The sequence below is a fragment of the Streptomyces sp. NPDC001852 genome, from assembly GCF_042891825.1.
Lineage (GTDB): Bacteria > Actinomycetota > Actinomycetes > Streptomycetales > Streptomycetaceae > Streptomyces.
The window spans coordinates 560,484-578,154 of record NZ_JBIATN010000001.1; the positions used below are offsets into that span (position 1 = coordinate 560,484).

Sequence of the window (17,671 nt, forward strand, 5' to 3'; positions counted from 1 at the left end):
CCGCCGGGGTGCGCGGCCGCGGTGCCGGCGGGACCATGGCGTCCGTGGGATACGCAGGCACGTCCCGGACGGTCCGCAGGCAAACCCGGCGGGCCCGGCACGTTCCGGGGCCTCGCGCGATGACCGGCCGGTTCGGACGCGTCCGCCGCGTCGCCGCCGTCCTGCTCACGGCCGTCGTCTGCCAGTCCGCGCCCGCTCGGGCGGTCGCGCTGCCCGCCTCCGTCGAACAGGCCTCGGGGGTCGTGACCTGGGCGGCGAGCGCCGATCGCATGGGCGAGGGCACCGCCGGAGAGGGCTACCGGCTGATCGTGCACACCAGCGTCGGCGGCGACGATCCGCGCATCCGCCTGAGCAACGCCTTCGGCGACCGCTCGCTGACAGTGGACAGCGTCTACGCCGGAGTGCGCAGCGAGGGTGCCGCCCTGCGGCCGGGCAGCAACCGGCCGCTGACCTTCGGCGGTGCCCGTACCGTCATCGTCCCGGCGGGTGCCACCGCCTGGAGCGACCCGCTGCCCGGCCGACTGCGCGCGGGCAGCGATCTGGTGGTCAGCCTGCACACCCCGGCCGCGGCGGGACCGGCGACCGGCCACTGGCTGGCGATGCAGACCTCCTACACCGGCAGGGGCGACCACACCGCCGAGCAGAGCGGCGCCAACTGGACGCGGACCACCGGCTCCTGGTGGTACCTCGACGCCGTGTCCGTACGGCCCTCCCGCGGCGCCACCGGGGCCGTGGTCGCGCTCGGCGACTCCATCACCGACGGCTGGCACTCCACCACGGACCTGAACCGCCGCTGGCCCGACTACCTGGCGAGGCGCCTGCACACGGCCCACGCGGCTGTCCAAGGCGTCGCCGACGAAGGCATCTCGGGCAACCAGGTGCTCACCGACGGCTTCGGGCAGAGCGCCCTGCACCGCCTGGACCGGGACGTGCTGTCCCTGCCCGGTGTGCGCACCGTCTTCCTCTTCGAGGGGGTGAACGACCTCAAGGCGCACACCGGCGTCACCGCGCAGGACCTGATCGCCGGATACCGGAAGATCGCCGGGCGGGTGCACGCGGCGGGGAAGTGCGTGGTCGCCGCCACGATCGGCCCCTTCGAGGGCCGGCCCGAATGGGGCCCGGCCGCCGAGGCCGTACGCCGGGAAGTGAACCGATTCGTCCGCGCCGGCGGGGAGTTCGACGCGGTCGCCGACTTCGACCGCGTCCTGCGCAGCCCCCGTGCCCCCGCCCGGCTGTTGGCTCGCTTCGACGGCGGTGACCACCTCCACCCCGACGACGGGGGAATGCGGGCGCTGGCCGGCGCCGTCGGCCTGGGCAGCCTCGACTGCGCCCGCCCGCCGGGGGACCGGCCGGCTCACCCCGCCCCGGTCGGCTCCGGCGCGATCAGCCCCCGGCGGTAGGCGATCGCCACCGCCTCCGTACGGCTCGCGGCACCCAGCTTGGCCAGGATGTTGGAGACGTGCACGCTCGCCGTCTTGCCGCTGATGAACAGCTCCTCGCCGATCTGCCGGTTGCTGCGGCCCCGCACCAGGAGCCGCAGCACCTCCTGCTCCCGGGCGGTCAGCGGCGCGGCACCGGCCGTGCCGGTCCCGGCGGCGGTGAGACGGCCCCGGCGGGTCAGCGCGTCGATCCGTGCCAGCAGCGGTGCCGCGCCCAGTGCGCGCGCCGTCGACCCGGCCGTGCGCAGTTCCTCCGCCGCCTCCGTCCGCCGTTCGACGGCGAGCAGTACCTCCGCGTACCGCACCCGGCAACGGGCCTGTTCGTACACATCGCCGTACGCGAACGCGGCGACCGCCTTCTCCCAGGCCGCCGGGTCCGGGCCGGAGACGGCCGTCGCCCACTCCGCCTCGGCGCGGGCGAGCCAGGCCTGGCCCTCGGGCCCCTGCGGACGGCCCTCCTCGTCCCGTGCGGCCGAGGCCCGCGCCTGTTCCACCAGCTCGGTCGCGGTCTCCGCCCAGCGGCGCAGCGCCGGCGCGTCCCCGGCACGCCGCAGTTCCACGGTCCGGTCGGCGACCGCCGTGAGACAGAGCGCGGCGAGCCGGACCGTGACATCGGGCCGCCGCCCCGAGTCGTCGCCGAGCGCGCCGAGCGCCGTCCGCATCCGCTCCACGGCCGCCTCCGGGGCGCCGCGCAGCGCCGCGGCGTCGGTGAGGGCGATGCCGGCGACCAGGGTGCCCATCCAGTTGAACGGCCCCTCCAGCAGTGCCTCGGCCCGCTCGACCGCCCCGGCGTCGCCCCGCGCCACCGCCACGTACAGCGCGGGGCCCGCCGCGAAGGCGCCCGTGGCCGGCAGGACCGCCGCGGCCTCCGCCGCCGTACGCAGGCAGTCGTCCCACCGGCCGAGCGTGTACAGGGCCAGCAGCTGGAGATACCGCATCTCCAGCGGATACGGCGAGGACAGCAGCCCGGTCCGGCGGGCCCGCTCCAGGCCCTCCGCCAGCAACGGCAGGCACGCCTGCAGATCGCCGGCCTCCAGGCGGCTGATGGCCTGGTTGAACAGTGCCCGCATCTCCACGGGACCGTGTCCGGCGGACCGCGCGAGCTCCCGGGCGCGCTGCAGCCGCTCCTGGCCCTGCGCGGAGCTGCGGCCGCCGCCTTCGAAACTGGCCAGGGTGATCAGCAGATCGGCCTGCGCGTCGGCCATGCCCAGTTCCTCGGCGACGCGCAGGGCCCGGTGGGCGATGTTCAGGGCCGTGTCGTCCGGGCCGAGATGGCGGGCCGCCATGACATGGGTGGCCGCCGCCCACACCCAGGTCCGCGACGGCGGTTCGGCGGGGATCAGCGCCAGGGCCTCACTGCTGTACCGGTAGGCCGCCTGCAGCCGGTCCACGGTGAGCAGGTTGCCGGCGAGGGTGTACCGGATCCGGGCGGCGAGCGCGGAGTCGGCGTCCTGGCCGACCTCGGCGAGCGCGGCCCGGGTGAGGGAGACCGCCCGATGGGAGTCCCCGGCCTGCGCGGCGGCCGCGGAGGCCCGCAGGGTCAGCGTGACGGGCGCGATCCCGTCGGCGCACGGCCGGGCCTCCGCCGGTACCGACGACCACAGGTCCAGCGCCGTCTCCAGATGCCGCAGTTCCTCGGCCGGCGCACCCACCCGCCGGGCGTGGTCGGCCGCTTCCAGGCAGGCGGCGAGCGCTCCCGGCAGGTCGTGGCTCTCGCGGGCGTGGTGGGCGCGCTCGGCGGCCGTCTCCGGGGCGCGGCCGCGGGCGGCGAGCAGCCGGGCGTACGCCCCGTGCAGGCGGGACCGCTCGCCGGGCAGCAGGTCCGCGTAGACCGCCTCGCGGGTGAGGGCATGCCGGAAGGCGTAGGTGTCGCCGTCCCCGGGAACGAGCAACTGCCGTCCGAGAGCCTCGCGCAGCGCCGCCTCCAGGTCCTCCTCGGGGAGCCCGGCCGCCTCGCGCAGCAGGTCGTGCTCCACCCGGCGCCCGGCCACGGCGGCGGTGCGCAGCACCTGCTGGGCGGTCCCGGTCAGCTGCTCGACCCGGATGAGCAGCAGGTCCGCGAGCCCGCTGGGCACTCCGTCGGCGTCCGCGCCGGCCGCCGCGAACAGCTCCTGCGCGTAGAACGCGTTGCCCTCCGCGCGGGCCACGATGCCGCTCACGACGGCCTCGGGCAGCGGGCGCTCCTCCAGGGCCCGCACCAGCCGTGCGACCTGCGGATCCGGCAGCGGCCGCAGCTCCAGTCGCTCCACGGCCGGCAGCCGGACCAGTTCGGCGAGCAGCGGTCGCAGGGGATGGCGGCGGTGCAGATCGTCCGCCCGGTAGGAGGCGAGGACCGCGAGGCGCCGCTCGGGGCCGCCGCCCGACCGGTGCAGCACACCCCGGCTGAGCAGGAAGCGCAGCAGGTCCCGGGAGGACTGGTCGGCCCAGTGCAGGTCCTCCAGGACCAGCAGCAGCGGTGCCGCGGCGGCCAGTTCGGCCAGCAGCCCGGCGACGTCCTCGAACAGCCTGAGCCGCCCGTCCGGACCGCCCGCCGGGTCGGTCCCCGCACCCAGCAGCCGGTCCACCGCCGGATGCGCGGCCAGTACGGCCGTGAAGCGCGCGTCGGCGCCGAGCGCGCCGAGGATCTCGGTGAACGGCAGATACGGCAGACCGACGTCACCAAGGTCCACGCAGTGCCCGGTGACCGCGGTCGTCCCCGCCCGCGCCGCCCGCCCCGCGACCTCCTCCAGCAGCCGTGTCTTGCCGACCCCCGCGTCCCCGGCGACCAGCACCGCGCGAGCCGCCCCACCCCGGGCAGCCTCCAGCACACCCATGAGCCGGGCCACTTCCTCGTCCCGCCCGATCAACGGCGGCGCACTGAAGGCGATCTGAGACACATCCCCATCCTGGCACGCGGGACCGGTCGCACCTGAAGGGGCGTGGAGAACCGCGCGAGCACCCCACCCCTACCCGCAGGCGCCGACGTCGGAGAACCCCCCCAACCCATGAGGCACTCGACCGCGCTCAACCCCGCAACGTCTGCGCCCAGTTCTCCGGCACCCGCCCCGCAGGCCCCGGTACCGGCTGATCCGCAGGATGACTGACAGGCGGCGCGAGGTCAGGCCCCGCCGTGTACAACTCATCCGTCGCGTAGTTCCAGAACCACTCCTCACCCGGCTCGAAACTCCGGATCACGGGATGCCCCGTCGCGCGATAGTGCGCGGTCGCATGCTTCGCGGGGGAGTCGTCGCAACACCCGATGTGCCCGCACTGCGCGCACCGCCGCAGATGGAACCACCACCCGCCCGCCTCCTCGCACTCCACACATCCCTGACCGCTGGGCGGGATGCCCGGGTCGACTCCGTCGACAGTGCTCATACGGTCACCTCCACTTCCTCCGGCACCTCCGCGGTGAGCGGCAGCAGCACCTGGAAACGAGTGTCGCCGGGCACCGATTCCACGCGCAGGCTGCCGTGGTGCTTGTTGACGACGATCCGCCAGGAGATGTCCAGGCCCAGCCCGGTGCCCTCGCCGACCGGTTTGGTGGTGAAGAACGGGTCGAAGATCCGGTCCTTGATCTCGGGCGGCACGCCGGGCCCGGTGTCCCGGAACTCCACCAGCAGCCGCTCGTGGTCGAGCGCGGTCCGTACGGTCAACGTGCCCGTACCGCCGGAGCCGTTCATGGCGGACACCGCGTTGTCGATCAGGTTGGTCCACACCTGGTTCAGCTCCGCCGGATAGGCGGGCACCGGCGGGAGCGTGCGGTCGTACTCCTTCACGACCTCGATACCGGCGCCGATCTTGCCGGAGAGCATCAGCAGGGTGCTGTCGAGGAGTTCGTGCACGTCCACCACGCGGTAGGGCGCCCGGTCCAGCTGCGAGTACTGCTTCGCCGCGTCGACGAGATGCGAGATACGGGTGGTGGAGTCCTCGATCTCGTTCATCAACAGCTCGGTCTCGATGGTGTAGTTGAGCCAGGCGACCGCGCCGCCGAGGATCTCCTCGTCCACGGCCGCCGCGACCTGCTCCAGCCAGTCGACGTCGAGTCCGGCCTGCACGAAGGTGGGTGCCAGCTGCCAGCCGTAGTCGATGCCGTGGTCCTCCAGCCAGTCGGTGAGCAGGTCCTCCCGGTCGGCGGCCTCCAGCGGACTGAGGACCGGGGCCTTGGCGACCCGTTCGGCGGTGCGCTCCTGGATCTCGATCAGGCCCGCCAACGCGTCCCGGGAGAAGGGCCCTTCGGCGACCACGGCGAGCTTGTGCCGCATCTTCGCGACCCGTTCGCGCAGGGTCGCGGTAGCCCGGACGGCTGCCGCGGCCGGGTTGTTCAGCTCATGCGTGAGCCCGGCCGACAGTGAGCCGAGCGCCAGCAGCCGCTCCTGCTGCCCGATCGCCGCCTGGGTGCGCTTGGACCCGAAGAACAGGCCCTCCAGCAGGTGCACGGCCATTGGGAACCACTCGGTCATGACGTCCGCGAAGATGTCCGCCGGCAGCACGAAGAACCGCGTCGGCTCCGTCACCCGCATCGAGTTGTTGTAGACCTGCGGCACCCGGTCGCCGAGGTAGGCCTGCATCGCGCCCGCGTACACTCCGCGCTGCGAGGTGCGGCCGACCTCCACGTCGTCGCCGCCGACCCGGCGGGACATCACCACCGTGCCCTCGATCATCACGAAGAAGCAGGTGGCCGGGTCGCCCTCGGTGTACACCGGGCCGGGCTGGAACAGTTCCACCCGCCCCTCGCTGCACAGCCGGCCCAGCTGCTCGGGGCTCAGCTTCTCGAAGAGGAACAGCGAGCCGATCTCCTTGGGGCTGCACGGCATGATCTGCCCGCTCATGACTGTTCCAGATACCGGTGGACGAGCATCACGGCCATGGCTCCCTCTCCTACGGCGGACGCGACCCGCTTGGCGGACTCGGCACGGGCGTCACCCGCCACGAACACGCCGGGGACGCTGGTCTCCAGGTGGTACGGCGGCCGGTCCAGCTCCCAGCCGGCCGGCGGCCGCCCGTCGGCCGTCAGATCGGGCCCGGCCAGGATGAAACCGCGCTCGTCGCGCAGCACCGCGTCACCGAGCCAGTCGGTCAGCGGGGCGGCGCCGATGAACACGAACACCCACTGAGCGTCGACCCGTTCACACTCCCCGGTCACCGTGTGACGCAGCGTCAGCTGCTCCAGGTGGTCCGAGCCGTGCGCCGCGTCCACCACCGTGTGCGGGCGGACCGAGATGTTCGGCGCCTCGTTGATCTGCTGGATCAGGTAGTGGGACATCGAGGCGGACAGGTCGGGGCCGCGCACCAGCAGCGTCACCGACTTCGCGCCCCGGGACAGGTACATCGCCGCCTGGCCCGCCGAGTTGGCGCCGCCGACGATGTAGATGTCCTGCCCCTGGCAGGAGGCGGCCTCGGTCAGCGCCGAGCCGTAGAACACGCCGCAGCCGGTGAGGTCGGTGCAGCCCTGCGCCTCCAGCTGCCGGTACTGCACGCCGGTCGCGAGGATCACGCTGTGCGCGGCGATCGCCGTACCGTCCGCGAACCGTACGACCCGGGCGGCGCCGTTGACCTCGAGTCCCGTCACCTCGCGGGTGGTCAGGATCTCGGCGCCGAACTTGGCGGCCTGCCGGCGCGCCCGGTCGGTGAGCTGGGCGCCGGACACGCCGTCGGGGAACCCCAGGTAGTTCTCGATCCGGGAGCTCTGTCCGGCCTGCCCGCCGGTCGCCGACCGCTCCACCAGCACGGTCCTGAGCCCCTCGGAGGCCCCGTACACGGCCGCGCCGAGCCCGGCCGGCCCGCCGCCGATCACGATCAGGTCGTAGAAGTCTGCCGTCGGCGTCGTCGCGAGGCCCACCCGCGCCGCCAGCTCGGGCGCCTCCGGCTCGACCAGTGTGCCGCCGTCCGGCGTGATCACCAGCGGCAGCCGCCGCCCGTCCGCCCCGGCGGCCGCCAGCAGCCGCTGCCCCTCGGGCTCCTCCACCGAGTACCAGCGGTAGGGCACCTGGTTGCGGGCCAGGAACTCGCGCACGTCCGACGACCGCGCCGACCAGCGGTGCCCGACGACCTTGGTGCTGGGCACCGGTTTGTAGGCGCTGCTGCGCCACGCCTGAAGCAGGTCGTCGAGGACCGGGTAGAGCTTCTCCTCCGGCGGGTCCCAGGGCTTGAGCAGATAGTGGTCGAGATCGACGACATTGATCGCGTCGATCGCGGCGTTGGTGTCCGCGTACGCGGTGAGCAGCACCCGCCGCGCCCCCGGGTAGACGTCCAGCGCCTGCTCCAGGAACTCGATGCCGTTCATCTGGGGCATGCGGTAGTCGGCCAGGATCACCGCCACCAGGTCGCCGCGCAGCTTCAGCTCGCGCAGCGCCTGGAGCGCGGACTGACCGGACTCCGCGCGCACGATCCGGTACGACTCGCCGTAACGCCGCCGCAGGTCGCGGGCGACGGCACGGGAGACTCCCGGGTCGTCGTCCACGGTCAGGATGACGGTCCGCGCTGCATCGGCGGCCTGTGCCATACGTCTCCCACCCCGAGCGTCGGTTCCACGGGCCGGTGTCGTGGAGACCACCGCACCGGTTCCCAGCCATCGTATGTTCGATTGCCCCGGTCCGCCCCGGGTACGGCAGGCAGCACGGGTGCCCGATAGTGGGCACCATCATCACGAGCGCGGCGACGAGGAGGCCCACGCATGACACGCCCGATCACGGCAGGGGTGGACGGCACCGAGGAGAGCCTGGCCGCGCTGGACTGGGCGGGCCGGGAGGCCGTACGCCGGGGGCTGCCCCTGCGCGTGGTGCACGCCTGGCGGTACGCCGAGTCGCTCGCCACCGCCGACCGGGACACCCAGCACGGCTGGGTGTCGGAAGGGGTGGCGGAGGCCGTGCGGGCCGTCTCCGAGCGGCATCCGGGGCTGGAGGTGGGCGTCGACGTGGTCGAGGGCGAGCCCGCGCACGCGCTGGCCCGCGCCGCGGCGGAGGCGGAGATGCTGGTGCTGGGCTCGCGCGGGCAGGGGCCCGTGATCGGGTTCCTGCTGGGCTCGGTCGGCCGGCAGGTGATCGCCGAGGCCGACCGGCCGGTGGTCCTGGTGCGGGCCGGGGACCAGCCGGCCGCCGAAGCCGCCGGGCGAGACGTCGTGGTCGGCCAGCACGGCGACGCGGAGGACAGCGCGGCCACGCTGCGGTTCGCGTTCGAGACGGCGGCGGCCCGGGGCGCGGCCGTCCGGGCCGTTCGGGCGTGGACCCTGCCGCCGGTCTTCGCCTACAGCCCCGGCTCGCTCAAACTCCTCGACGACGCGGGCGGTCTCGAACCCTACGAGCGGCAGGCGCTGACCGAGGCGCTCGGGCCGTGGCGGGAGCGGTTCCCCGAGGTGCCCGTGGCCGAGCAGGTCGAGATGGGCAGCGCGGGCCAGGTGCTGCTGTCCGCGGCCGGCCGGGCCCAGCTGGTGGTCGTCGGGCGCCGGGCGCACCGCATGGCCGTGGGCGCCCGGATCGGCTCGGTCGCACACGGGATGCTGCACCACGCCGAGTGCCCGGTCGCCGTGGTCCCGCACGACAGGGCCTAGCCGGCCTCGGTCGGTTCCAGGGTCGCCCGCGCCTTGGGCAGGACGTTGTCGATGTAGTCCGCGACGGCCGTGTCGAGGCCTATGTCGTGCTGGGCGCGCTCAGACAGGTACCAGCGGTGTTCGAGGAGTTCGTGGTAGATCTCGGCCGGGTCCATCGAGCCGCGCAGCCCGAGCGGCACGGCCCGCACGGTGGGCCGGAACACGTCCCGCACCCAGCGGTGGGCCAGCACCTCGGGGCGGGCGGTCAGGGGATCGCCGGGCGCGTAGTCGTCCTGGGTGGCCATCCAGCTCTCCAGGTCGTTCAGCAGCCGCCGCGCCTGGTTCTCCTCGGCGTCCAGGCCGGTCAGCCGCAGCAGCTGGCGCTGATGGTGGCCGGCGTCGACGACCTTGGGCACGAAGGTGACGGTGTCGCCGTTCGAGGAGTGCTCGATCTGCATCTCGGCCACGTCGAAACCGAGGTCGTTCAGCCGGCGGATCCGGCGTTCGATGTAGTGGTACTTGCCCGCCGGGTACACCGAGGTGCGCGTCAGCTCCTGCCACAGTCCCTGGTACCGGGTGCAGATCTCGTGCCCGAACTCCACCGGGTCCACGGACGGGTGCAGCGCACCGGACGCCTCCAGGTCCAGCAGCTCGCCGCTGATGTTCACCCGGGCCAGATCGAGGTCGTACTCCCGCTGCCCGGGGCTCAGCCGGGGGTGCAGGTCGCCGGTCTCGGCGTCGACCAGATAGGCGGCGTAGGCGCCCGCGTCCCGCCGGAAGAGGGTGTTCGACAGCGAGCAGTCGCCCCAGGCGAACCCGGCCAGGTGCAGCCGGACCAGCAGCACGGCGAGGGCGTCCATGAGCCGGTGCATGGTCGCCGGGCGCATGGTCGTCTCGAACATCGAGCGGTACGGCATCGACCCGCGCAGATGCCGGGTGATCAGGACCGGCTCCAGCGGGGCGCCCGAGCGGTCGGTGCGGCCGGTGACCACCGCGAGGGGGTCGACGGCGGGGATGCCGAGCCGGTCGAGGTCGCGCAGCAGCCCGTACTCGCGCAGCGCGGGCCGTTCGGCCAGCTCCTTGACGGCGATCACCTCGTCGCCGGCGTGCGCGTACCGCACGACGTGCCGGGAGATGCCCCTCGGCAGCGGCACGAGGTACTCCTCGGGCCACTCCTCCAGGGGCACGTCCCAGGGCAGGGCGAGCAGGAGCCCGGGGTGCTCCGGGTTCGTGGCACTGATCTGCAAGGCCATGGCACGAACCCTAAGGCCCCCCGCGGCTGTTCTAGGAGGCCCGGTCCCGGGCCTGCTCGGCCGCCGCGCGCACCGGACCCCGGTGGACCGGCCCGTGACCGGGCAGCAGGGTGTCGCCGTCCAGCGCGCCGATCGTCTCCAGGGAGGCCACGACCCCGGCCCGCTCGTGGTGGAAGAAGTCGAGCAGTATCTGCGGGCCCTCGACCCGCGAGGTCGCATGGCCGCTGACCAGGGCGTCGCCGGAGATGACGATGCCCGCCTCGGGGAGGTGGTAGACGCAGTGGCCGCCGGTGTGGCCCGGGGTGTGCACGGGCACGGGCCGGCCGGGCAGGTCCAGCGGGCCGTCCGCAGGGAACGGCTCGGGAGCGGTGACGGGGTTGTGCCGGGTGCCGCCCACCTTGATCACGTGCCGCGCCCACGGCACGACTCCGGGCCGCCAGGCGTTGCGCACCACGTCCCCGATGGAGGCCTGCTGCAGGAACTCCCGTCGCGCGTGCGGCACTTCCGCCGGGTGCAGGTACACGGGAGTGCCGTGGGCCGCGCGCAGGTACTCGGCCGAGCCCAGATGGTCGTTGTGCGCGTGGGTGATCAGCACGGCGGCGACCGCCTCCGGTGAACTGCCCACCTCCGTCAGGGACTCGAGGACTCCTTGGCGGTCTCCCGGGTAACCGGTGTCCACCAGGGTGACGGCGTCCCCGTCCTTCAGGATCACCCAGTTGACGTGGTTGCCGTGCACCAGATAGGTGCCGTCGGCGACCTGGTGTACCTCTGCCCGCATGATCTCCCCGAGCCCTGTGCGGCTGACCGTCGGGGACAGCCAACCAGAAGTTGCGGCGGCGCGCACCGGTGGCTCGTGTCAGTGCACGCCGTGCGGCCGGAACTGGATGCTGATGCGCGGCCCCGTGGCCCGGGCGGTCTTCGGTACGCAGTGTTCCCAGGTCCGCTGGCAGGAGCCGCCCATCACGATCAGGTCGCCGTGTCCGAGCGGCCGCCGCAGCGTCGTACCGCCTCCTCCGGCCGGGCGCAGCAGCAGGTCCCGGGGCGCGCCGACGGAGAGGATCGCGACCATGGTGTCCTCCCGGGCGCCCCGGCCGATCCGGTCGCCGTGCCAGGCCACGCTGTCCCGGCCGTCGCGGTAGAAGCACAGCCCCGCGGTGGTGAACGGCTCGCCCAGCTCCTCGGCGTAGTGCCGGGACAACGCGTCACGGGCCTCGTCCAGCACCGGATGGGGGAGCGGGTCCCGGGCCGCGTAGAAGGCCAGCAGGCGCGGTACGGCGACCACGCTGTCGTACATCTTGCGGCGCTCCGCGCGCCACGGCACGCCCGCCGCCAGCGTCTCGAACAGCGCGTCGGCCCCGCTCAGCCAGCCCGGCAGCACGTCGATCCAGGCGCCGGCGTCCAGCGCGGTCCGGCGCAGCCCGTCGAGCGGGCCGAGCCGCAGCTCGTCGGTCTGGTCGAACAGGGAGCCCTGCAGGTGCGTGGACATGGATCCAGCGTACCTCTAATCGAAAATGCGTTCCCATTCAATCGGTGGACTCCGGGTCTTTCGATACATCGGTGTATCGGATACATTCCTGTATCGAACGGGAGGTCGGGAGCCGATGGAAGACACCCCCAGGCGCGTCACCCGGCGGCGGGTGCGGACCCGCGCCCGGCTGCTCGACGCCGCGTTCGAGGTGTTCGCGGCCAAGGGATTCGGGCGGGTCTCCATCGAGGAGGTCTGCGAAGCGGCCGGCTTCAGCCGCGGCGCCTTCTACTCGAACTTCGCCACACTGGACGAGCTGTTCTTCGCGCTCTACCAGGAGCGCGCCGACCTCATCGCCTCCCAGGTGGCCGAGGCCCTCGCCCGGGAGGGGCCCGGGATCGACGTGCCGGCCTCCGTGGACCGGGTCACCGACGTGCTGCTGCTCGACGTGGACTGGCTGCTGGTGAAGACCGACTTCCTGGTGCACGCCGCCCGCGACCCGGAGACCGCCCGGGCCCTCCTCGACCACCGCGCCAGGCTCCGTGCGGCGATCGCCGACCGGCTCTTCCGGGCCCGCGGCCACACCGGACTGCCCGCCGTGCTCGGGGACGTGGACGGCGCCGCGCACGCCGTGGTCGCCGCGTACGACGGCGTCACCGTCCAACTGCTGCTGGACAAGGACGTCGACGCCGCCCGGGTCTGGCTGAAACAGCTGCTCACCGCACTTCTCACCGACGGCAGCAGTTCCCCATCGAGGATCTGAGGAAGGACACGGTCGCCATGGACGCGGACGTCATCGTCGTGGGAGCGGGCCTCGCCGGCCTGGTCGCGGCACACGAGCTCACCAGCCGGGGCCGCCGGGTGGCGCTGGTCGACCAGGAGAACGCCGCCAATCTCGGCGGACAGGCCTTCTGGTCCTTCGGCGGGCTCTTCCTCGTCGACTCGCCCGAGCAGCGCCGCCTCGGCATCAAGGACTCCTTCGACCTCGCCTGGAACGACTGGCGGGGCAGCGCGCAGTTCGACCGGCTCGACGACGAGGACTCCTGGGCGGTGCGCTGGGCCCGGGCGTACGTCGGGTTCGCGGCCGGCGAGAAACGGTCCTGGCTCAGGGGGCACGGCATCGAGCTGCTGCCGACCGTCGGCTGGGCCGAGCGCGGCGACCTCAGGGCCGGCGGGCACGGCAACTCCGTGCCCCGCTTCCACATCGCCTGGGGCACCGGCACCGGCGTGGTCGAACCCTTCGTCCGGTACGCCTGCCAGGCCGCCCGGGACGGACTGCTGACCTTCCACCACCGCCACCGGGTCGACGAGCTGGTCATCGAGGACGGCACGGCACGCGGGGTGCGCGGCACCGTCCTCGCCGAGGACCCCTCGCCGCGGGGTGTCGCCTCCAGCCGCGAGCGCGTCGGCGACTTCGAACTCGCCGCCCAGGCCGTCGTCGTCACCAGCGGCGGCATCGGCGCCGACCACGACATCGTCCGCCGCTACTGGCCCGCCCGGCTCGGCACCCCGCCGGCCGAGATGGTCACCGGCGTCCCGGCCTACGTCGACGGCCGGATGCTCGACATCAGCGCCGAGGCCGGCGTCCGCCTGGTCAACCGCGACCGCATGTGGCACTACACCGAGGGCCTGCAGAACTGGGACCCGATCTGGCCCGGCCACGGCATCCGCATCCTGCCCGGCCCGTCCTCCATCTGGCTGGACGCCCTCGGCCGCCGCCTCCCCGACCCCTGCCTGCCGGGGTACGACACCCTCAACACCCTCAAGTACCTGCGCACCACCGAGGACATCGCCGGACACGACCACTCCTGGTTCATCCTCACCCGGAAGATCATCGAGAAGGAGTTCGCGCTCTCCGGCTCCGAGCAGAACCCAGACATCACCGCCAAGGACCGCAAGGCCGTGCTGCGCGACCGGCTCCTCGGCCAGGGCGCACCCGCGCCGGTGCAGGCCTTCCTCGACAAGGGCGCGGACTTCGTGACCGCGGGCAACCTGGAGCAACTGGTCGGGAAGATGAACGCGCTCACCGACAAGCCGCTGCTGGACGCGGCCGAGGTGCGCCGCCAGATCGAGGCCCGCGACCTGCAGATGGCCAACCCCTACAGCAAGGACTCCCAGGTCCAGGGCATCCGCAACGCCCGCCGCTACATCGGCGACCGGCTCGGCCGGGTCGCCACCCCGCACCGCATCCTCGACCCAGCCGCGGGACCCCTCATCGGCGTGCGGCTGCACGTGCTGACCCGCAAGACACTGGGCGGCATCCAGACCGACCTCGACTCCCGCGCCCTGACCGCCGACGGCACGCCGATCGAGGGGCTGTACGCGGCGGGCGAGGTGGCCGGCTTCGGCGGCGGCGGTGTGCACGGATACAACGCGTTGGAGGGCACCTTCCTCGGCGGCTGCCTGTTCTCCGGCCGGGCCGCGGGCCGGCACGCGGCCGGGCAGACGGGCTGACCTCAGCCCGTCAGCAGCTCCAGCAGGACCCGCGCGTGGCTCTGCTCCGGCGTCCTGGACGCGGTCAGCAGGGTCACCCGGCCCGTGCGGACCGACGTCCTGAGGCCCTCGAGGAGTCCGGCGGCCTCAGGAGCGCCGAGTTCCGCCTCGTAGCGGCTCCTGAACTCCTCGTACGAGCCGCCCCCGTGGAACCACCTGCGCAGCTCGTTCGACGGGGTGAGGGCCTTCGGCCACTCGTCCACACGGGCGACGTCCTTGGCGAGGCCGCGCGGCCACAGCCGGTCGACCAGGACACGCAGGCCGTCGTCGGCCTCGGGCGGGTCGTAGATCCGGCGCACACGCACGCTCACGGTCGTCACTCCTCCCGGGGACGGCGGACGGTTCCGCGAGGGTAACCCGCCGACGACCGGTGCGCCGGGCGGCGAGGCGGCGAGACTTGGCCAGAATGAGAGAGGGACCGGACCACCGGCGGCCCTAGTGTGGCGGCCAGCCGATCACCGCCACCTCCCGAGGAGCGCCCGTGACGCCACTCCGCAGCCGACCCGCCCGGTGCCGAACGGCCGTCCTGCGCCGCGGCGCGGTCCTCGCCACCGTCCCCGTCGTCCTGGCGGCACTCGTCGGCGCCACCGGACCGACGGCGGCCGGCGGGTCCGGCGCGGGCGACCCCTACTTCCCGCTCAGCGGCAACGGCGGCTACCACGTCCGGCACTACGACCTGACGCTCCGCTACGACACCTCCTCCCGGCACCTCGACGGCAGGGCCGTCCTCGACTCCCGCGCCACCCAGGACCTCAGCCGTTTCGACCTCGACCTGACGGGCCTGAAGGTCACCGGAGTCACCGTCGACGGCACACGCGCGGCCTTCCGGCGCGACGGCCAGGAACTCGTCGTCACCCCGCGCCACACCCTCCGCGCGGGCCGGGACTTCCGGGTCACCGTCACCTACGACGGCACTCCGAAGCCGGTCACCGACCCCGACGGCTCGACGGACGGCTGGATCCCCACCGACGACGGCGCCTTCGTCGCGGGCGAGCCACAGGGAGCGATGACCTGGTTCCCGGCGAACGGCCACCCCAAGGACAAGTCGTCGTACGACATCACCATCACCGTCCCCCAGGGGCGTACGGCCGTGTCGAACGGCGTGCTGCTCGGGCAGCGCACCGAGCACGGCCGTACGACCTTCCGCTGGCGCGAGAGCCGGCCGATGGCCGCCTATCTGGCGACCGCCACCGTCGGAACGTTCAAGGTCGAGCAGTACACCACCGCGGACGGCATCCACGTGTACAACGCCGTCGACCCGCGCGAGGCGAGCGCGGCCGCACCCGTGCTGAAGCAGCTGCCGTCCGTACTCGCCTGGGCGAGCAGGCTGTTCGGGCCGTACCCGTTCCGCTCCGCCGGGTCGATCGTCGACCACGCCCCGGACGTCGGCTACGCGCTGGAGGCCCAGACCCGGCCGCTGTACGACTCCGCGCCCGACCTGAGCACCCTCGTCCACGAGAGTGCCCACCAGTGGTTCGGCGACTCCGTCTCCCTGACCGCCTGGAAGGACATCTGGCTCAACGAGGGCTTCGCCACCTACGCCGAGTGGCTGTACGCCGAGCAGCACGGCGGCGACAGCGCCCAGAAGACCTTCGACGCCCTCTACGCCCACCCGGCGAGCGATCACCTGTGGGCCTTTCCGCCCGGCGACCCGGGCAGCGGCCGGAACATCTTCGACACGCCCGTCTACGCCCGCGGCGCCATGACCCTGCACGAACTGCGCAGAGCCGTCGGCGATCCGGACTTCTTCCGGATCCTGCGCGCCTGGGCCGCCGCACACCGCGACGGCCACGGTACGACGGCACAGTTCGAGCGGCTGGCCGGGCGGATCTCGGGGAAGCGGCTGGACGGGCTGTTCCGGGTTTGGCTGTTCACCGAAGGAAAGCCGAAGGACGCCTGAACTCTTACCAGTTCCAAACAAGTGTCGGCCAAGGTCGACACCATGATCCAACGCAGAACCGCCGTCACCGTCCTCGCCTCCCCACTGCTGCTCACCGGCTGCGGCGGCGGAGCCGAGGCGACGGAGCGCCGGACACCCCCCACGCGCCCGGCACCCACCGCCACCCGTGAGACACCCGAGATCCGGGCGGAGCAGGCGGCCCAGGGCATACCCGGCCTCGGCCCCGAAAGATCGGCGGCGATACCCGAGCGCTGTGAGCAGGCCGTCGTCGTCACCGGGCGCGGGAAGGACTCCGCGCTCTGCACGGTCGTCCTGCACCAGCGCACCGCCACCGGCTGGCAGTCCGGCCCCGTCCGGCCGGCCCACAACGCCCTTCGCGGCTGGAGCGCCCACCACGTACTGGGCGACCTGCGCTCCCCGCTCGGCGTGTACACCCTCTCCGACGCCGGCGGCCTGCTCCCGGACCCCGGCAGCAAGCTGCCGTACCACCACTCCAGCGGCTTCCACTCGCCCGGCACCGGCTTCGAGGGCGAACCGCTCGATGGCTGCGTCGACTACGTCATCGCCATCGACTACAACCGTGAGCCCGGCACCTCTCCGCTGGACTGGACCCGGCCGCTCGGCCCGCAGCGCGGCGGCGGAGTATGGCTGCACGTCGACCACGGCGGCCCCACGCACGGCTGCGTCAGCGTGGCCAAGGCCCACATGAAGGAACTGCTGCACACCCTCGACCCGCACCGGCATCCGGTCGTCGTCATGGGGTACGCCGACTGGCTCGCCGACTGAGCCGCCTAGGATCCGAACTCGTGTGCGCACACGTACTGGTCGCCGAGGACGACGAGAAGCAGGCCGAACTGATCCGCCGCTCCCTGCTGGCCGAGGGACACACCGCGACGGTGGTGCACGACGGCGCCGCCGCGCTGGACGCCGCCCGCAGCCTCCGGCCCGACCTCGTCGTCCTCGACCTGATGCTTCCGGTCGTCGACGGCTTCGGGGTGTGCCGGGCGCTGCGCGGCCGCGAGGGGCCGGAGATCCCGGTGGTCATGCTCACCGCCCGCTCCGCCGAGGACGACCTGCTGCTAGGCCTCGAACTCGGCGCGGACGACTACATGACCAAGCCGTACAGCCCACGCGAGCTGATGGCGCGTATCCGCACGGTGCTCAGGCGCAGCGGGCGTGGGGCCGGCACCCGGGACGAGGATCCCGTCGTACGGGCCGCCGGGATCAGCGTCGACCCCGTACGGCACGAGGTGCGCTGCGACGGCGCGACCGTGGACTGCACGCCGGCCGAGTTCCAGATCCTGCTGGCCATGGCTGCTGAGCCGGAACGGGTGTTCACCCGGCGGCAGTTGCTGCAGTGCACCCGCGGCTTCGACCGGGCCTCCACCGAGCGGGCCGTCGACGTCCACATCATGAACCTCCGCCGCAAGATCGAGCCCGACCCCCGCCGCCCGGCCCGCCTGCTGACCGTCTTCGGCGTCGGCTACAAACTGAGCGGCGTCCGGTCGTGAGGCGCGGGCGCGTGCGAGGCGCGTGGGGGAGGGCCGTCGGATGCCGGCGGCCCCCACGCCGGGCGGAAGCGGCCGTGAGGTGCCACGGGCTTCGAGACGGGTG

Annotated in this window: 15 protein-coding genes; 7 read left to right on the forward strand and 8 right to left on the reverse strand. The window is 73.3% G+C overall.

Annotation, left to right across the window (positions count from 1 at the left end; translation table 11 throughout):
- Positions 1-119: 119 nt before the first annotated feature.
- The gene (locus tag ACFYZB_RS02485; RefSeq protein WP_388753375.1) at positions 120-1,400 is read left to right on the forward strand and encodes an SGNH/GDSL hydrolase family protein; all 1,281 of its coding nucleotides are present in this window, start codon (positions 120-122) and stop codon (positions 1,398-1,400) included.
- On the opposite strand, the gene ACFYZB_RS02490 is transcribed toward ACFYZB_RS02485, so the two are convergent.
- The 4 genes from ACFYZB_RS02490 to ACFYZB_RS02505 form a co-directional block, all read right to left on the reverse strand.
- Complete coding sequence (locus tag ACFYZB_RS02490) at positions 1,355-4,315, reverse strand: AAA family ATPase (protein ID WP_388753377.1); 2,961 nt, start codon at positions 4,313-4,315, stop codon at positions 1,355-1,357. The genes ACFYZB_RS02485 and ACFYZB_RS02490 overlap by 46 nt on opposite strands.
- 127 nt (positions 4,316-4,442) lie before the next feature.
- The gene (locus ACFYZB_RS02495) at positions 4,443-4,796 is read right to left on the reverse strand and encodes a UBP-type zinc finger domain-containing protein (protein WP_388753379.1); all 354 of its coding nucleotides are present in this window, start codon (positions 4,794-4,796) and stop codon (positions 4,443-4,445) included.
- Positions 4,793-6,250, reverse strand: a complete 1,458-nt coding sequence (locus tag ACFYZB_RS02500) for an ATP-binding protein (RefSeq protein ID WP_388753382.1) — start codon at positions 6,248-6,250, stop codon at positions 4,793-4,795. The genes ACFYZB_RS02495 and ACFYZB_RS02500 overlap by 4 nt, the downstream gene beginning before the upstream one ends.
- Entirely contained in the window at positions 6,247-7,923 is a 1,677-nt protein-coding gene (locus ACFYZB_RS02505) for an FAD-dependent oxidoreductase (RefSeq protein ID WP_388753383.1), read from the reverse strand. The genes ACFYZB_RS02500 and ACFYZB_RS02505 overlap by 4 nt, the downstream gene beginning before the upstream one ends.
- A gap of 171 nt (positions 7,924-8,094) precedes the next feature.
- On the opposite strand from ACFYZB_RS02505, the gene ACFYZB_RS02510 reads away from it, so the two are divergent.
- Positions 8,095-8,967: a universal stress protein gene (locus ACFYZB_RS02510; RefSeq protein ID WP_388753386.1), complete on the forward strand. Its 873-nt coding sequence runs from the start codon at positions 8,095-8,097 to the stop codon at positions 8,965-8,967.
- On the opposite strand, the gene ACFYZB_RS02515 is transcribed toward ACFYZB_RS02510, so the two are convergent.
- From ACFYZB_RS02515 to ACFYZB_RS02525, 3 genes are all read right to left on the reverse strand, one after another.
- Entirely contained in the window at positions 8,964-10,199 is a 1,236-nt protein-coding gene (locus ACFYZB_RS02515) for a DUF4032 domain-containing protein (RefSeq protein WP_388753388.1), read from the reverse strand. The genes ACFYZB_RS02510 and ACFYZB_RS02515 overlap by 4 nt on opposite strands.
- A 31-nt stretch (positions 10,200-10,230) precedes the next feature.
- A complete protein-coding gene (locus ACFYZB_RS02520; RefSeq protein WP_388753390.1) occupies positions 10,231-10,977 on the reverse strand; it encodes an MBL fold metallo-hydrolase in 747 nt (248 codons plus the stop codon).
- Between the two features lie 78 nt (positions 10,978-11,055).
- The gene (locus tag ACFYZB_RS02525; RefSeq protein ID WP_388753393.1) at positions 11,056-11,685 is read right to left on the reverse strand and encodes an alpha-ketoglutarate-dependent dioxygenase AlkB family protein; all 630 of its coding nucleotides are present in this window, start codon (positions 11,683-11,685) and stop codon (positions 11,056-11,058) included.
- A 115-nt stretch (positions 11,686-11,800) separates the two neighbouring features.
- Between ACFYZB_RS02525 and ACFYZB_RS02530 the strand changes: the two genes are divergently transcribed.
- Together ACFYZB_RS02530 and ACFYZB_RS02535 are read left to right on the forward strand one after the other, a co-directional pair.
- Entirely contained in the window at positions 11,801-12,427 is a 627-nt protein-coding gene (locus ACFYZB_RS02530; RefSeq protein ID WP_388753396.1) for a TetR/AcrR family transcriptional regulator, read from the forward strand.
- 17 nt (positions 12,428-12,444) lie between these two features.
- A complete protein-coding gene (locus ACFYZB_RS02535) occupies positions 12,445-14,118 on the forward strand; it encodes an FAD-binding dehydrogenase (protein WP_388753398.1) in 1,674 nt (557 codons plus the stop codon).
- Between the two features lie 2 nt (positions 14,119-14,120).
- Here the strand turns inward: ACFYZB_RS02535 and ACFYZB_RS02540 are convergent, their stop codons facing one another.
- On the reverse strand, positions 14,121-14,468 hold the full coding sequence (locus tag ACFYZB_RS02540; RefSeq protein WP_351208888.1) for a DUF488 family protein: 348 nt from the start codon (positions 14,466-14,468) through the stop codon (positions 14,121-14,123).
- 170 nt (positions 14,469-14,638) lie between these two features.
- Between ACFYZB_RS02540 and ACFYZB_RS02545 the strand changes: the two genes are divergently transcribed.
- From ACFYZB_RS02545 to ACFYZB_RS02555, 3 genes are read left to right on the forward strand one after another with little or no spacing between them, the layout of a single operon-like run.
- Entirely contained in the window at positions 14,639-16,057 is a 1,419-nt protein-coding gene (locus tag ACFYZB_RS02545) for a M1 family metallopeptidase (RefSeq protein WP_388753401.1), read from the forward strand.
- A 42-nt stretch (positions 16,058-16,099) separates the two neighbouring features.
- Positions 16,100-16,843 carry a L,D-transpeptidase family protein gene (locus tag ACFYZB_RS02550; RefSeq protein ID WP_388753403.1) on the forward strand — a complete coding sequence of 248 codons (744 nt, stop codon included), beginning with the start codon at positions 16,100-16,102 and terminating at the stop codon, positions 16,841-16,843.
- A gap of 20 nt (positions 16,844-16,863) precedes the next feature.
- Positions 16,864-17,568 (forward strand): response regulator transcription factor, encoded by a 705-nt coding sequence (locus ACFYZB_RS02555; protein ID WP_351208891.1) that lies wholly within the window; start codon positions 16,864-16,866, stop codon positions 17,566-17,568.
- Positions 17,569-17,671: the final 103 nt, after the last annotated feature.

What these genes read in the sequence shown, in the direction of transcription:
- ACFYZB_RS02485 (WP_388753375.1), top strand. Translation starts at nt 120, where the DNA reads ATGACCGGCCGGTTCGGACGCGTCCGCCGCGTCGCCGCCGTCCTGCTC.
- ACFYZB_RS02495 (WP_388753379.1), bottom strand. Translation starts at nt 4,796, where the DNA reads ATGAGCACTGTCGACGGAGTCGACCCGGGCATCCCGCCCAGCGGTCAG.
- ACFYZB_RS02500 (WP_388753382.1), bottom strand. Translation starts at nt 6,250, where the DNA reads ATGAGCGGGCAGATCATGCCGTGCAGCCCCAAGGAGATCGGCTCGCTG.
- ACFYZB_RS02505 (WP_388753383.1), bottom strand. Translation starts at nt 7,923, where the DNA reads ATGGCACAGGCCGCCGATGCAGCGCGGACCGTCATCCTGACCGTGGAC.
- ACFYZB_RS02510 (WP_388753386.1), top strand. Translation starts at nt 8,095, where the DNA reads ATGACACGCCCGATCACGGCAGGGGTGGACGGCACCGAGGAGAGCCTG.
- ACFYZB_RS02515 (WP_388753388.1), bottom strand. Translation starts at nt 10,199, where the DNA reads ATGGCCTTGCAGATCAGTGCCACGAACCCGGAGCACCCCGGGCTCCTG.
- ACFYZB_RS02520 (WP_388753390.1), bottom strand. Translation starts at nt 10,977, where the DNA reads ATGCGGGCAGAGGTACACCAGGTCGCCGACGGCACCTATCTGGTGCAC.
- ACFYZB_RS02525 (WP_388753393.1), bottom strand. Translation starts at nt 11,685, where the DNA reads ATGTCCACGCACCTGCAGGGCTCCCTGTTCGACCAGACCGACGAGCTG.
- ACFYZB_RS02530 (WP_388753396.1), top strand. Translation starts at nt 11,801, where the DNA reads ATGGAAGACACCCCCAGGCGCGTCACCCGGCGGCGGGTGCGGACCCGC.
- ACFYZB_RS02535 (WP_388753398.1), top strand. Translation starts at nt 12,445, where the DNA reads ATGGACGCGGACGTCATCGTCGTGGGAGCGGGCCTCGCCGGCCTGGTC.
- ACFYZB_RS02550 (WP_388753403.1), top strand. Translation starts at nt 16,100, where the DNA reads ATGATCCAACGCAGAACCGCCGTCACCGTCCTCGCCTCCCCACTGCTG.